At 55.0% G+C, this 15420-nt stretch carries 11 protein-coding genes and 1 pseudogene; 4 read left to right on the top strand and 8 right to left on the bottom strand.

The features are described 5' to 3' along the window. Positions 1 to 149: 149 nt before the first annotated feature. Both greB and AB1S50_RS14810 read right to left on the bottom strand, forming a co-directional pair. Positions 150 to 626, bottom strand: coding sequence for a transcription elongation factor GreB (greB, locus tag AB1S50_RS14815; RefSeq protein ID WP_367151682.1), 477 nt, complete (start codon positions 624 to 626; stop codon positions 150 to 152). A gap of 362 nt (positions 627 to 988) precedes the next feature. After that, a complete protein-coding gene (locus AB1S50_RS14810; RefSeq protein ID WP_367151681.1) occupies positions 989 to 1198 on the bottom strand; it encodes a DUF2905 domain-containing protein in 210 nt (69 codons plus the stop codon). Between the two features lie 187 nt (positions 1199 to 1385). Here AB1S50_RS14810 and AB1S50_RS14805 point away from each other — a divergent pair, with 187 nt between their 5' ends. Next, entirely contained in the window at positions 1386 to 3044 is a 1659-nt protein-coding gene (locus AB1S50_RS14805; protein ID WP_367151679.1) for an amidohydrolase, read from the top strand. Positions 3045 to 3374: 330 nt separating this feature from the next. On the opposite strand, the gene AB1S50_RS14800 is transcribed toward AB1S50_RS14805, so the two are convergent. Then, the gene (locus AB1S50_RS14800; protein ID WP_367151678.1) at positions 3375 to 5573 is read right to left on the bottom strand and encodes a M3 family metallopeptidase; all 2199 of its coding nucleotides are present in this window, start codon (positions 5571 to 5573) and stop codon (positions 3375 to 3377) included. Between the two features lie 1022 nt (positions 5574 to 6595). Between AB1S50_RS14800 and AB1S50_RS14795 the strand changes: the two genes are divergently transcribed. Further along, entirely contained in the window at positions 6596 to 7300 is a 705-nt protein-coding gene (locus AB1S50_RS14795) for a hypothetical protein (protein WP_367151676.1), read from the top strand. A gap of 151 nt (positions 7301 to 7451) precedes the next feature. On the opposite strand, the gene AB1S50_RS14790 is transcribed toward AB1S50_RS14795, so the two are convergent. From AB1S50_RS14790 to AB1S50_RS14780, 3 genes are all read right to left on the bottom strand, one after another. Then, positions 7452 to 8819: a class II 3-deoxy-7-phosphoheptulonate synthase gene (locus AB1S50_RS14790; RefSeq protein ID WP_367151675.1), complete on the bottom strand. Its 1368-nt coding sequence runs from the start codon at positions 8817 to 8819 to the stop codon at positions 7452 to 7454. A gap of 76 nt (positions 8820 to 8895) precedes the next feature. Then, positions 8896 to 10086 carry an amino acid aminotransferase gene (locus AB1S50_RS14785; RefSeq protein WP_367151674.1) on the bottom strand — a complete coding sequence of 397 codons (1191 nt, stop codon included), beginning with the start codon at positions 10084 to 10086 and terminating at the stop codon, positions 8896 to 8898. 29 nt (positions 10087 to 10115) lie between these two features. Beyond that, positions 10116 to 10613: a MarR family winged helix-turn-helix transcriptional regulator gene (locus AB1S50_RS14780; protein WP_367151672.1), complete on the bottom strand. Its 498-nt coding sequence runs from the start codon at positions 10611 to 10613 to the stop codon at positions 10116 to 10118. A gap of 273 nt (positions 10614 to 10886) precedes the next feature. On the opposite strand from AB1S50_RS14780, the gene maiA reads away from it, so the two are divergent. Both maiA and AB1S50_RS14770 read left to right on the top strand, forming a co-directional pair. After that, positions 10887 to 11516, top strand: coding sequence for a maleylacetoacetate isomerase (gene maiA / locus AB1S50_RS14775; RefSeq protein ID WP_367151671.1), 630 nt, complete (start codon positions 10887 to 10889; stop codon positions 11514 to 11516). Between the two features lie 944 nt (positions 11517 to 12460). Next, the gene (locus AB1S50_RS14770; RefSeq protein WP_367151669.1) at positions 12461 to 13921 is read left to right on the top strand and encodes a lytic polysaccharide monooxygenase auxiliary activity family 9 protein; all 1461 of its coding nucleotides are present in this window, start codon (positions 12461 to 12463) and stop codon (positions 13919 to 13921) included. Positions 13922 to 14087: 166 nt separating this feature from the next. Here AB1S50_RS14770 and AB1S50_RS14765 read toward each other — a convergent pair whose 3' ends face one another. Together AB1S50_RS14765 and AB1S50_RS14760 are read right to left on the bottom strand one after the other, a co-directional pair. Continuing rightward, on the bottom strand, positions 14088 to 15251 hold the full coding sequence (locus tag AB1S50_RS14765) for a serine hydrolase domain-containing protein (protein WP_367151667.1): 1164 nt from the start codon (positions 15249 to 15251) through the stop codon (positions 14088 to 14090). A 37-nt stretch (positions 15252 to 15288) separates the two neighbouring features. Further along, positions 15289 to 15420: pseudogene (locus AB1S50_RS14760) on the bottom strand (IS1595 family transposase); the annotation flags it as partial.

Here is a 15420-nt window from a genome sequence, read left to right as displayed (position 1 = left end):
ATAAACTACCATTCTACTATCAAGCCACTTTCACAGATAGCAGTAGAGGCGCGGTATGGGGCATCCATGGAAAAATCGCGAAAAAATCCACACAACCTTTCAATGGAGCAAAGAGTTCTGTGTATACTATGTAAAAGGAATTCTTCAAATTATGGTTTTTCATACTCAATATTAGTAACAAACCAGTTAACATATCCGCTTGGTGTCTTTACCGAGCAATCATCATCCAGGCTCTTACCCAATAAAGCTCTGGCCATGGGAGAGTCAATGGAAATATAATCCTTGCGCACATAAATTTCGTCCACACCGACGATACGAAAGCGTTTTCTATCTCCGGCGTCATTTTCAATTTCCACCCAGGCCCCGAAAAAAACACGCCCCTCCTGCTCCGCCGAGTAGTCAACTATCTTCGCCTGCTCGATACGTTTTCTGAGATATCGCACCCGTCGATCAATCTCACGCAGCCGCTTCTTGTTATACTGGTAGTCCGCATTTTCACTGCGATCACCCAGTGATGCCGCCCAGGTCACCTTGCGGGTCACTTCCGGCCGCTCTTGTCGCCATAAACTGTCCAGCTCCTGCTTCAGAGCATCATACCCCGCCCTGGTCATAAAGTTTGTTTTCACTGTCAGCTACCTATGAGGACTAAGACACCCAATCCACTGCGGGTATACGAAAAACGTAATTTCGACGATTTGCGGGCAACATTGATAAATGTCATATTATATTCCGGATCCAGCGTCCTTTGCGCAGAGAGACCCAACTCGCCTGCGACCCGTCGGGAGAAGCCTATCACCTGGCCAGGCGCTCGAATTCGCAAGCTACCAGTAGTCTGCTGGCAAAGCCTTTCCTGGCCTTTCTCAACCCAGGCTTGTTGTGCGTGTCCGTAAACCCTACGCGCAAATCAGGCAGTTGCTCCTTTGATTTATGGCCCGAATACCTCCGTTCGGGACAAGAAACTGTTATAAAATATTTTTTCAACAGGCTGCTAGCGGCGAAAAAAACCGATCAGCAGGCTGAGCAGGATGCTCAGGACGATCATGGATACAATGGGAAAATACACCCGCGTGCGCTCCGACTCGATACGAATATCACCGGGAAGGCGGCCAAACCAGCTCAGTGCGCCAGGGAAAAAATGTAACAGCAATCCCAGCACAATAAATATGCAACCGACGATCAACAGCCACTTCGATAGCATTAGGCCCCCTGACCCACTTTTGATCCGCATTCGCCCTTCACAACCCAGCCAAGGACTTTTTCACCACCAATACCATACAATAAGCGCCGTAGCGGGCCTGCAGTAACCGGGGTACCGCTTGCCCGCCATGAAAACCGGCTGCTACCATGGACAATTCCGGCATAGGTTCAATAAAAGGCTAACAATTATGCACCTTCTCCGCACACTGGCGCTTATTGCACTCGCGGCCCCTTCCTGGGCCCTCCAGGCGGCCACCTTAATACATAATTTCAATGGCTACCAGATAACCGAAGATGGCCTCGAGACCTTTAACGCCCTGACCTTTGAAGAGGGCAAGGTTCTGGCAGTAGGCAACCACAAAGCCCTGTCCCGTCAGTACCCGGACGCCGAAACGGTGGATGCCGGCGGCAAGACACTGCTACCCGGCCTGATCGACGCCCATGGCCATGTGCGGGAACTGGGACGCCTGCAACAACAGCTGCAGCTCCGCGACATGAGCCTTCCCGAAACCCTGAAGGCGGTGGAGGCATTTGCGCAAAAACTCGAGCCGGGGCAATGGCTGTTGGGCCGGGGCTGGAACCAGGTTCTCTGGCCGGGTAAAGAGTTTCCGACCCGTGCCCAATTGGACAAACTGGAAGTGGACAACCCCATCTGGTTGCGCCGCATCGACGGCCACGCCGGCTGGGCAAATTCGGCGGCCCTAAAGCTGGCGGGAATAGGTAGAGATACCAGGTCACCCGACGGCGGAGAAATCATCTTCAATAAGGACGGTTCTCCCAGCGGAATCCTGATCGACAATGCCATGTCCCTACTCCAGAGGGCTATCCCCGCGCCGAGCCTGGAGGACGACAAAATTTCGCTCAAGGTCGCATTTGACAAGGCCCTGTCGCTGGGGCTTACCGGTATCCACGATGCCGGGGTCGATAGACAGACACTGACCGCCTACCGGCAACTGGCCGCTGCGGACGAAATCCCACTCAGGGCCTATCCCATGATCGCCGCCAGCGACAGCCGGTTTGCCCAATTGCTTGAGGCCGGCGTAATCGGCGAGCCGGAGGAGCGCCTGTTTGTGCGCAGTATCAAGCTGTCCGCCGACGGGGCACTGGGGAGCCGCGGTGCCGCGCTGCTGGAGCCCTACCACGACAGGCCCGGCGAAACCGGCCTGCTGCTGTATCCGCAAAGCAAAATACTTGAGCTGCTTAAACTCGCCACAGACCGCGGCTTTCAGGTCAATGTACACGCGATTGGAGACCGCGCAAATCACATAGTACTGAATCACCTGCAAACACTGCACCGGGACAGCGACCAGAAGCCGTTTCGACACAGGGTAGAGCACGCCCAGGTTCTGCAGACCGAGGATATTCCCCGCTTTACCCAGATGGACCTGATCGCGTCTATGCAGCCGACCCATGCCACCAGCGACAAGAACATGGCCGCCGCGCGGCTCGGCCAGGAACGGCTGGAGGGCGCTTATGCCTGGCAGAAATTTATTCAACAGGGTACCCCGATCGCCGGCGGTTCCGATTTTCCGGTGGAGCCGGCAAACCCGCTGTTTGGCTTGCACGCCGCTGTTACCCGCCGCGACCGCCAGGGGCAGCCACTGCGGGGCTGGCGCATCGAGGAAGCCATGACACTGCCCCAGGCTCTGCGCGCTTTCACCCTGGATGCGGCCTATGCCAGCCACCAGGAAAAAGTTATCGGCAGCCTGGAAGCGGGCAAATTCGCTGATTTTATCCTGTTGGACCGGGATATTTTCACTATCGACCCACAGGAAATCTGGCGCACCAATGTGCTGGAAACCTGGGTAGAGGGTGAGCGCGTATATATTGATCCGGCAACTGATTGAGTTGCCGGCGGGCTTTCAAAATCAGGTGATCCCATGTAATTGAGCCGGTTTGCAGGGGCGACAACCCAATCGATACAGGGTCATAATTTGGGTTGGCGGCACAATGGCAACGCGCAGCAAAAACGCGATTGCACTACTGCCCCGTTGACAATAAAAAAGCCGCAATAAATTGCGGCTTTTTGTTATCCCGGCTATTGACCAGCAGCCCGTCGAAAAACCTCTGCAAGTTTTTCCCAACTTGGATAGACGGCCTCGCCTCAACCTCCCTTTCCGACACAGCGACCTGCCGGCACAAAGCCGGAACCGAAGCTCCGGACACTGTGGACTGAATCAGTCCTTCACCGCGATGGTGGAGGCCTTCTTGTCGGGCACCGGGAAACCCCGATCGCGCATCAGAGCCTCGATTTTGGCATCGCGACCGCGAAACTCACGATAGGCGACAGCCGGATCCAGGGCATTGCGCGGCGCGAACAGATACTTGACCAGTCTGTCCGCCACCTCCTGATCGTAAAAGCCCCCTTTGGACTCAGCGAAAGCTTCCGCCGCATCGGAGGTCAGCACATCCGCCCACAGGTAGCCGTAATAACCTGCGGAATAGCCTTCACCGGAAAAAATATGACCAAAGTGCGGGGTCCGGTGGCGCATAACCAACTCTTCAGGCATCCCCAGTTCCGACAAGGTCTCGCGCTCAAAGGCGTCCGGATCCATATCCTTGGGATCGGTGGTGTGAAGCTTCATATCCACCAGTGCAGAAGCCAGGTACTCGGTGGTGGCAAAACCCTGGTTGAACTTGGAGGCCTTTTTGATCTTGGCTACCAGGTCGTCGGGAATTGGTTGCCCAGTTTTATAGTGCACCAGGTAATTGTCGATCACCGCGTCGGTGGAGAGCCAGCGCTCCAGCAGCTGGGACTGGAACTCGGTGTAGTCGCGCACCCCACTATTCAACGTCGGATAGGTGACATTGGAGGCGAGGAAATGCAAAGCATGGCCAAACTCGTGGAAAAACGTCTCGGCATCGTCCCAACTTACCAGTACCGGCTCCCCTGGCGCACCCTTGATGAAATTGGAGTTGTTGGAAGCCAGCACGGTGCTCTCACCATCAAAAGTGGAGTGATCGCGGTACATTGTCGCCCAGGCGCCGGAGCGCTTACCGGAGCGCGCAAACGGGTCCAGATACCATAGGCCGATATATTCACCGCTGGTCTTGTCGGTCACTTCCCAGACTTTCACATCTTCGTGAAAGACCGGTACAGCGCCCTCTTTGACCGGCGTGAATTCGAAATTAAACAATTCCCCGGCCACGTAGAACATGGCTTCGCGCAGCTTGTCCAGCTGTAAATATTGTTTCACTTCATCGGAATTCAGGTCGTACTTGGCCTTGCGAACCTTTTCTGCATAGTAGCGATAGTCCCAGGGCTCGATGGTTATCCCGGCCTTTTCGGCATCGGCTACCGCCTGCATGTCCGCCACCTCTTCTTTGACACGGGCGACTGCCGCCGGCCACACGGCTTCCATCAACTCTATTGCGCGTTCCGGCGTTTTCGCCATGCGATCCTGCAAACGCCACTGGGCATAATTGTCGAAGCCCAGTAAGGCAACGCGCTCGTCACGCAGCTTGAGGATCTCGGCGATAATGGCATTGTTGTCATGCTCGTCGCCGTTGTCGCCGCGACTATAGTAATTGGTCCAGACCTGCTCGCGCAGTTCGCGGTTGTCCGAATAGGTCAGAAAGGGATCCATAGAGGAGCGGGTATTGGTAATGGCATATTTACCTTTCCTGCCCTTTTCTTCCGCCAGAGCCGCCGCTGCGGCGACAAAGGACTCCGGCAGCCCGGCCAACTGATCCTTGTCCAAAAAGAGGTCGTAACCCTCTTCATCCGCAAGCACATTATTGGCAAATTTGGTGTGTAGCCCCGCCAGGCGCTTGTTGATTTCGGCATAGCGCTGTTTGGCCTCACCGGTCAGGGTCGCGCCATTGTTGGCAAACTGGTTGTAGAGCAATTCCACGACCCGCTTCTGCTCGGCATCCAGGTCCGATTTTTCCCGCGCATCGTAGATGGCCTTAACCCGCTGAAACAAAGCGTCGTTTTGGATGATCTTGGATTGGAAGTCCGCCAGTTTCGGAGCCAGCTCGCCCTGTACTGCCCGGAACTCCGGAGAGGATCTATTGGCAGACCAGATTCCATAGTAAGAGAATAGCCGGTCAAGTTCCGCACCACTGCGCTCCATAGCGGCGATCGTATTGGCAAAAGTGGCCGGCTCCGCATTGTTGGCGATGATGTCCAGTTCACGCAGATTTTCCGCCATCGCGAATTCCATCGCCGGCTTCAGGTCTGCGATACGCATCTTGTCGAAAGCGGGAACGCCACCATAGGGGCCTGTCCACTCCGCCAGCAGCGGGTTGGAGGCCGCAGCTTCTGTCTTGGCCACAGCAGATCCGGTCGCCGATGCCCGCTCGGCGGCGCTGGTCAAACCGCTCCCCGTGGCCACGAGGGCGGCTATGGATAAAGCGATCAATGGTTGACGCATCAGTACTCTCCTTTTTTTCATAGTTTTCTCGTTCTGAACCGCCGGAGTGTAACCGGACTGTTCAATTTTGTCTCAATTCCGCAGGCATTGGCCCCGGGTTGCGGGACAGCTGGAGTTGCCCACGCGACGAATTCCCCACTCTTCGACTCAACTGATCAACCTGGTCAAAGAATATACACTGAATCATAAATCTATGATGATAACGGCTTTTTAAGTGTATTCTTTTTAATCTGCTTTTTCATCTCTCGCTGAACTGCGACCCCAAAACAGTCACTCATTCCGGGGCGCAAGGCGGCAGATGAATCAAAAGCGCATTAGACTTGACGCCAATTGCCAGACTAAACAGAGCCCTGCACGGCCCTGGTTGGGAGGCACAAGCCAAAAATGGCTAACTTGTCGGCGGCCGAGAGGCATCTAACAGCCGACTCAGCTAAGTTTCTTTCCCTGGCATCAATTCGAAACCATAGCCCCGGTTTCCTGAGCCCCTCCCTGCTTTAGTACCCCAGCGGCTAACTATTTAACCCCCTGTGGCCAGAGAAGCTCTCCTTTATCTACCATGTGCGAAGACTCGAATATCACCCGCTTTTTTTCGCCAAACACACAAGCTGTACCGGCTGATCACTTCTCGATGCGGTGTAGTTTTTGGCAACGCCTCTTGCCGCATAAAGCATTTACCCCATCTATTTTTCACCTCCCGATTGGTTTGACACTCCCACCGCGCCATGCTAATGAGCAATTGCGGTATACGGCGGTCGGATTCGGGCAGCCTGATTCTATGATTAAGGTTGAACAGCTAATAAATTCATCGGCTATGTAATAAAGGCTCTTCACCCGGATGTCATTGACCAGGCAGCGATAAGTTCTATCGCAATAAATAGAAAGTATTTTGCTTGCATTCCGCCGGTAATTGTTTCTATCGCCAAATCAGATCCGAAGCTCGCCAGGGACAGCCACTGTCCTCGGGCTTGCAGCCCCAGGCGAAGCGGGTCAATTTATAAATACCGATCACGGAGGATTTATATATGTTCAAGCGCCTTAAAACCCTGTCGTTTGGTTGCGCCTTCATCCTGGGCTTCCACTTTTCCACCCCGGCAGCACTGGCAGCAAGTGATGACGTTCTTATTACAGATCCGGACCTACTGGAGGCTATGGGCTTTGCAAGGGATATGGACAAGGTTTATATGGCGGCCGGCATTGAGCTGAGCAACAACGCGGACAGTATGGATGCCGGACTTTGGTCTAGCGGCAGCCCCAGTGTTCAACCGGAATTGTTTCCCTCCGGCAGTACCGACTATTCTCCGGTTTCGGCGAAAGAGTTCTTCGGCCGGGTGGACTCCACGGGCACCCAGTGGCAGTTCTCCGCGGGAAACAGCCTGGAACTCAGCCGCCTCGGTACGGAGCGCTTTGCCGATGCCCAGGTTGAGGACCTACCCAATGGGGGCGTGCTGCAGTTTTTCAGGTGGTGGTGGTCCGACAATGACCCAAATTCGGCCATGGGGATTTTCCTGTTTGAGGTGTGCCAGCCGTCATTTGGCGGAGGTGCCGTCACTTTTACCACAGTAGCCACCAGCACCAGCTTTGATACTGCCAACGGTTCTGCAGTTGTCGTTATACCGAACCGGCCGATCGACACACAGAGCTGTTACTACCTGGTTCGAGTGCGCTTTGATGCGGCGACAAGCCTGCTGAGATTCCAGAAGGCCCGTCTACAGTTTACCCATCCCTAAGCTGTAGACTTTCGATTGCAGAGGAGCCCACCAAGGTGGTGCTCCTCCTGCCGTGTTTTACCGGGATTCTTGTTGATACATCCGCTTTCGGCAGCTCCCAAAGCACAGCAGGCAGGCGCTTATTTAACCGGAGTGCAACACAGGGAACGGGTCAGGCAGCGCGTCCGTCGCGCAGCCACTCGGCAACGCAAAATGCCAGCTCCAGCACCTGGTCCGCATTCAGACGGGGATCGCACTGGGTACGGTAGCAACTGGCCAGATCCGCCTCAGAAATTTTCCAGGCACCTCCGGTGCACTCGGTGACATGCTCCCCGGTCATCTCCAGATGGATACCACCAGGGTGACTGCCCTCTGCATTATGCACGGCAAAAAAGTCGCGAATTTCGCGCAGGACCTTGTCAAAATCCCGGGTCTTGTAGCCGCTGCTGGCCTTAACGGTGTTACCGTGCATGGGATCCGTGCTCCAGACCACCGCCCGTCCCTCCCTCTGCACCGCCCGCAGCAATGACGGCAACCGCTTGCCAATGGTGTCCGCCCCCATACGGGTGATCAGAGTCAACCGCCCCGCTTCATTGTCCGGATTCAGCTTGTCAATCAGCCTCAACAGCTTATCGGTCTGCATCCCCGGTCCTACCTTGACACCGATGGGATTCCAGACACCGGACAGGAACTCCACATGCGCCCCATCCAGTTGGCGTGTGCGTTCACCGATCCACAGCATATGGGCGGAGCAGTCATACCACTTGTCGGTAAGGCTATCGATACGGGTCAGCGCCTGTTCATAGTCAAGCAGCAGCGCCTCATGGGAGGTGTAGAGTACGGTTTCGCGAATCGCCGGCGTATTGGCCGAAGTCACACCACAGACGGCCATAAACTCCAGCGCCTCCTGCAGCCGCTCGGCCAGCTGGGCATATCGTTCCCGCTGGGGATTGTTTTGCAGAAAGCTGAGATTCCAGCCGTGGACCTGGTGCAGATCCGCGAGTCCCCCCTGCGCAAAGGCACGCAAAAGGTTCAGGGTCGCAGCGGACTGGTTATAGGCGACCAGCATTCGGTCCGGATCCGGTTGCCGGTCCCTGGGATTGAAACCTATTCCGTTGATGATGTCGCCGCGGTAGCTGGGAAGCTCTACGCCATCAATCGTCTCGGTATCCGCAGAGCGCGGCTTGGCATACTGACCAGCCATGCGCGCGACCTTCACCACAGGCAGATTTCCGGCAAAAGTGAGCACCACTGCCATCTGCAGCAGCACTTTGAAGGTATCCCGTATCCGGCCCGCATTGAAGTCGGCAAAGGACTCGGCGCAGTCGCCACCCTGCAACAAAAAAGCCCTGCCCTCGGCCACGTCGCGCAGCTGGCGCCGGAGTTCCCGCGCTTCCGCAGCAAATACCAGGGGTGGATAGCCGGACAGCTGGTCAGTGACTTCGGCAACCCGTTGGGGCGCCGTATAGACTGGTTGCTGCAGAGCCGCAAGCTTGCGCCAGCTATCGGGGGTCCAGCTCTCGGATAGGGATCGGGGCACGGGAAACTTCACCTCAAATTCCAATGGGTACTAACGTCGATATCGCGGGTAGGCGGCACCGGATTGCGCAGTCCGCTCACAGTATGGAGGCCACAGCCCTGCAAAAGTATTCCATATTGGACTGACTGAGTCCCGCAATACTGATACGGCTGGAATCCACCATGTAGATCGAGTACTCCTGCTGCAATCGCTGTACCTGCTCAGGGGTAATTCCAAGGAATGAGAACATACCCTTCTGGCGCTGAATAAAGCTGAAATCACCGGAAGCTCCAGCGGCTGCGAGATTTTCCACCAGGCCCAGGCGCAGGCCATTGATCCGCTCGCGCATCTCGGTCAGCTCCTCCTCCCAGTTGGCCCTGAGCCCGGCATCCGAGAGGATGGATTCCACAATGGCGGCGCCGTGTGACGGCGGCATGGAGTAGTTGCCGCGCACCACATTCAACAACTGGCTCTGGCCCCTGTCCGCCGACGCAGCATCGCCGTACACAACCATCGCCAATCCCACGCGCTCGCGGTAGAGGCCAAAGTTCTTGGAGCAGGATGCAGCCACCAACATCTCATCAACCGATTCTGCCATCAGCCGCAGGCCCCAGGCATCGTCTGCCAGGCCCTCGCCAAACCCCTGGTAGGCCATGTCGATAAAGGGGGTGAACCCCTGCTTCTGGGCCATTTGCGCCAGCTGACGCCACTGGTCACGGCTCAGGTCCGCGCCACAGGGATTGTGGCAGCAGGCGTGCAACAGCACCAGATCGCCCCGGCCCACCTCACTCAGCGCCTCCACCATGGATTCGAATCTGAGACTGCTGCTGGCGCGATCATAATAGGGATAAGTCTTGATCTGCAGGCCGGCGTTGCCCAGCAGCGGTACATGGTTTGCCCAGGTAGGGTCACTGACCCAGATAGTGGCAGCGGGCTCGGCGCGATTGACAAACTCCGCCAGCACCCGCAGGGCTCCGCAACCACCCGGCGTCTGCGCCGAACGCACCCGATTAGCCGCCAGTGCCGGGTGATCGGCACCCAGAATCAATTCCTGCATCGCCCGGTTAAAACCCACTGTGCCCGCCGGGCCTATATAGGCTTTGGTCTCCTCGCTCTGCAACAGACGGGTTTCCGCCTCTTTTACTGCCTGCAGCACGCCGGTATGGCCGGACTCATCCTTGTATACACCGACACCGAGATCAATCTTGTGGGGATTCTCATCCGCTCGATAACTGGCCAGGAGGCCCAGAATCGGATCCGGTGAAAGGCTACTCAGCTGTTTGAACATGGAAAACTCCTGCAATTCACATGATTCCATTAATCGATCAGACCGCGATCCGCCCATGCCTGGGCGCGGTCCATCAGCTTGTCAATAATTCCGTCCAGCTGGTGGCGCTCCTCCGCGCTCAGCGATGACATAAGGTCATTCTCGTAGCCTTGGGCCAGAGGGACAATCTGCCCGTAAACCTGGCGCCCGAGTTGTGACAGGTTGAGCACCTGCCGGCGCCGGTCGGCGGGATCCTCGCTGCGCGTGATGTAGTCGTTGGACAACAAAGTGGACACGGCCCGACTGATGGCCACCTTATCCATAGCCGTCTGCTCAACCAGTTCAGCGGCAGACAGGTCCGGGAAACGGCCCAGGATCGCCATTACCCGCCACGCCGGGATCGTAAGCCGAAAACGGGTCCCATAGGCCTGGGCAATGGCGTTGCTCACCCGGTTCGATAACACTGAGAGGCGATAAGGCAGGAAATTCTCCAGGTGCAGGCCATCAGTTCGCACTGGGCTGTCGGTCACCGATTTGTCACTGGTCATTACTCTCGCACCCGCATTCCACTGGTTGTGTAGGATTACAAATGTAGCTAAAATTGGTTTCAATTGTAACCACTGCAACAACAAAGTGGCAGGGACTTTATCCCGAACAGGCGCCGGCCTGCAGAAAAATCGAGGGCGTATTATACGACTCCGAGCGCCATTTTTGTTATCGAAAACCCAACAACACGCATTTTTTGTGCGCAGTGCTGACCGCCCTGAACCACTGTTCGGGCTCGCGCCGGGTCACACCGCCGCCAGGGGAGAAGATAAACCATGGAACTTCACGGCTACTTCCGCTCTTCCGCCAGTTATAGAGTACGTATCGGGCTCAATCTGAAGGGCCTGTCCTACGACTATCTCCCGGTCAACCTGCTGAAGGGGGAGCAGCGTCAAAGCAACTATTGCGAATTGAACCCCCAGGGACTGGTACCGGCCCTGGTAGCAGGCGGCGAGGTACTGACCCAGTCCCTGGCGATACTGGAATGGCTGGACGAACAACATCCAATCCCCGCCCTGTTACCAGGGGAGCCCCTCCAGCGCACCCGAATTCGCGCCCTGGCCTACGGCATCGCCTGCGATATCCAGCCATTGCACAATTTGCGCGTGCTGAAATACCTGCAAAGCGAACTGGACATCAGCGAGGAAGACAAACTCCAGTGGATCCGCCACTGGATTCACGCCGGATTTTCGGCCCTGGAACAACAGCTCTCCCCCGCCCCCTTCGCCGCGGGCGAGCAGCCAGGGCTCTTGGAGTGTTGCCTTATTCCGCAAATCTACAGTGCCGAGAGATTCGGGTTGGATATTGCGGATTACCCGGCTATCAACAGTATCCAGCAAGCCTGTGCCCAAATACCGGCTTTTATGGACGCCAGGCCGGAAAATCAACCGGACAGCACCCTGTAAAAATAGCCGGGAGACACACTGTAGCGAAATTATTGATGGGGCAACCAGACAAGTTGCCCCATCAACAGGTACAAGGATTCCCCCTCACCGGGCGCAAGCCCCACTCAGTGCCTATGAAGCAATTTAAGCAGCTTCAGGCATTTGGGTATTGAACCGCTAAAAACAAGTGGCCGGGGCCACTCCCGACCGTTTAAACCCCTGGCAGTTTGTTGAAAAAGCTCTCCCCTGCTTTCCCCAACACTAGCCTGGGGCACACCTTTTGCGTAAACCCGTTTAAATTTCCGTCCGGGCTTCCCTCTAACAGGCTGTTGAAATTCGCAGAATTTCGACGCCTGGTACCGGAATATGGATGTTCCGGCAAAATCGACGACGTCTAAGTCGTTGATTTTGGGAGAAAAGTGAAATTCACATTTTTCGCTTTTCGTGTTTTGAAACAGGCAGGATGCCTTTTTCAACAACCTGCTAAGTATCGAGTGATAGATTTTCGCACAAAGTCTTTGTAGGTTGCCGCCATATCTGCACTCAGAATTGTCGCCCTGAAGGTCCGAAATCCGGCGAAAAGCTGAATAAAATGAAGCCCGAACCTCAAGCCGGACCACCTTTGCCCACCCTGGGTTTATTTTGCGGGATAAATTTGAAGTATCGCGAAAATTAGCAAAAGCGATTTTTCACTGTTTGCCAACTCCTCCTCCATTGAGCCGTGCGCCAGTATTTAATTTAAAGAAGAAGTAGGCGCCAAACCTGGATACGCCAAACCAGTCACTAATGCCACTCCGCCTCTTCAGTAGTATCAATCGCGAGCGACAGCGCTGTCTTTTCGGCTTTTCTATTTCAACCGAACTTGGAAAAACCTGGTTGATTCTCAGGACAAAAATAAAAGGCAGGCTGGCCGTTCAAAAATTTTTACAAACGACAATCAAAATAAACAACCTATTGGGGTTTTTATGCGAAAACATCTTTTTTTGTCCCTGACCACACTATCACTACCGGCATATTTGACGCTCGCGCCAGTGGAGGCCCTTGCCCACGGCAGTATGGTGGTACCGGAGAGCCGCGTTTATAACTGCTACCTTAACAACCCGGAAAACCCAACAGACCCCGCCTGCGCGGCGGCACAAGCCGTCGCCGGCTCACAGGCATTCTACGATTGGAATGGAATCAACCAGGGCTCCGCTAACGGCAACCATCGCGACGTTGTGCCGGACGGCACCCTGTGCGCCGGCGGCCAGGTCAAATTTGCCGGTCTCGATCTGGCTCGCAGTGACTGGGAGGCGACCCCCATTGCCCCCAAAGCCGATGGAACCTTTGATTTTAAGTTTAAAGGCACAGCGCCCCATGCCACCCGGGACTGGGTGTTTTATGTCACCCGTCAGGGTTATATCCCGAGCGCACCCTTGAAATGGAGCGACCTGTTTGAGTTTTGCCGACTTGGAAATGTCCCTTTGAGTACTGACAACCTCTATATTCTCAATTGTCCGCTTCCCCCGGTCACCGGCAAGCATATTATCTACACCACCTGGCAGCGCTCCGATAGTGCTGAAGCCTTCTATACCTGCACGGACGTGGTTTTGGGAGATAGCGGCGGCGGCAGCAACTGGACCGATGAAGGCGCACTCACAGCGCAGACGAATCTCACCGCAAACAGCACCGTCACCCTGAGACTGTTCAACCAATCCGGCAATGACGTGGAAAGTGTGCAACATACAGTACTGGACGGCGCCAACAGCGCAGCGGATTGGGCCTACGCCTTTGCCCAGAGTGTCAACAGTCAGTCCCAGTATGCCCGCATCGGTGTGCTGGACCCCAACAATGGACAGATAAATCCAACCCGTTCCGCCAGCGCCAACCGCATTTACACCACAGCCAGTCAGAGCCTGAGCCACGAAATTGATATCCAGCTTTTTGACGGCAATAGCAACCAGTCACCGCGGGCCAGCATCGAAGCCTCGTCGATCACGGTGGAAGGGGCCGGCACCGTCATCATATCCGCCGCAGGCTCCAGTGATCCGGACGGTGACCCGCTAAGTTACACCTGGAACCTGGTTTCCGGAAACCTTGTCAGCCTCAGCAACGATAGTGGTGTTTCAACTACCCTTAACCTGGGTGCGCCCACTCAGAGCCAGACAGTAACCGTTGGGGTAACCGTCAGCGATGGCAGCCTCAGCGATTCAGCCACCATAAACATCCGCCACAATGTCCCCTCTGGCGGCGGTGACGATTACGACTATGTCTACCCCCAGGGCATAGGCAATTATGTGGTCGGACAGACCATCGTCCTTGGAACAGACGGCAATCGCTACCGATGCCGCCCCTTTCCCCACGGAGGCTGGTGTAACATCAACAGCCCTTATCACTATGCACCCGGCACTGGAAGCAACTGGCAGGACGCCTGGATTCGGCTGTAATTTAAATCACTAATGCAAACAGCGATACCTCCGGAGGTGAATCCGGAGGTATCGAAATCAATTGTCGATCACACTTAAAGCTAACGGCTTCTATCGGCGCAGCTGAAGACTGGAAGAGTAACAGCAATTCCCCCAGCATCTCATCACAAAACCGTAAAACACAAGTTTACGATGCTTTAAAGCTTCTTCGGCACTGCTCCTCATTAATATACCCCCTCAGGACTTTCGCCATATCGCCCCGCATCCGCCAAAATTTTTCAGGAATATAATTTGTCGCAAAGGCTATGGAAGCCTTACACTCCGGAACAACCAGCAGGTAGGCTGTCGATGCCTTATCTGTAACTCCGCCATGGTGCAAAGCCAGCCACTCCTCCTTTGCATCTTCTGTCAGCCGGATAGCCGCAACCCGCCAGCCGAGGGAGTATCGATCAGAATTGATTTCACCATTCCTAAGCCTGGCCGGGGTGGCCATTGCGAGCCGGGCGTCATCCGACAGGAAATCCTCGAGGAAAGTCGCCCTGGAAAGCCTGATCAAATCACTGGGTGTTGAAATAAATCCGCCTCCGCCAAAAAGAAAACTCCTGTCCCGGTTGACCGGAGAAATGGCAAAATTACCATCAGGCTTTATTGCCTGGTAATAGGATGCCTCATGCTCCCTGCCGGCGAGAAAAGTATCCAGCTCAGTGCTCTTCATCCCAAGTTCATCCCACAAGGAGGATTGCAGGAAGTTCACGTAATTCATATCCGCTGCGGACTCAATCACAGCGGACAATAAAATATATCCATTGGACGAGTATCCATAGTCAGTGCCAGGGGGAAAAAGCAGGGGATGTGAATCGAAAACATAGAATGCATCAAAGGGGCTTTTGTGATCCTTTATATCAACGAATTCGGCCGTATGGCGCTCAGCGGTATTATGGGGAACCCCGGCAATATGGGCGGCAAGCTCGCGGACCGAGAATTGCTGCGTATATTCAGGCTGCTTAACATACTTACTTACTGGAGCCTGTAGATCCACTTGTCCGGAATCCATAAGCCTGGCCAATGCAATTCCCGTCATTGGCTTTGCCAGACTGCCCACAGAGTATTGGGTTTCACGGGTCGCCGGGCGGTTTTTTTCAATATCGGAGAATCCAATTGCCTCGGCAAAAACAATCTCTTCTACCAAGCCTACTGCAACAGAAACAGACGGCAGTTGATATTTTTCTTTTAACTCCTTCATCCTTTGCAGGGTCTCTGCATCAATCGAGCCCTGAGCAACAACAATGGGTGAAACAAAAAAACCGATTAAACCGAAATTAAAGAAAACAAGGCAGCCAAATAGCCTCATATTACTCTCCCACCCCATCGATTTACCTAATTACCACCTAAGCTAAGCCGAGCTTCAGTAATCTTTCTGGCATTGGCGGCGTCCGGAGAGAAACGTAGACAAGCCTGGGAATAAGTGCACACAGGTCGAACCTGCGGTTAAAACGATATTGAAACTCCGCCAAGTAGCG

It is taken from the genome of Microbulbifer discodermiae, from assembly GCF_040742695.1.
Taxonomy (GTDB): Bacteria; Pseudomonadota; Gammaproteobacteria; order Pseudomonadales; family Cellvibrionaceae; genus Microbulbifer.
The sequence above is the reverse complement of the archived record's forward strand: the minus strand, read 5'-3'. Positions and strand labels throughout refer to the sequence as shown.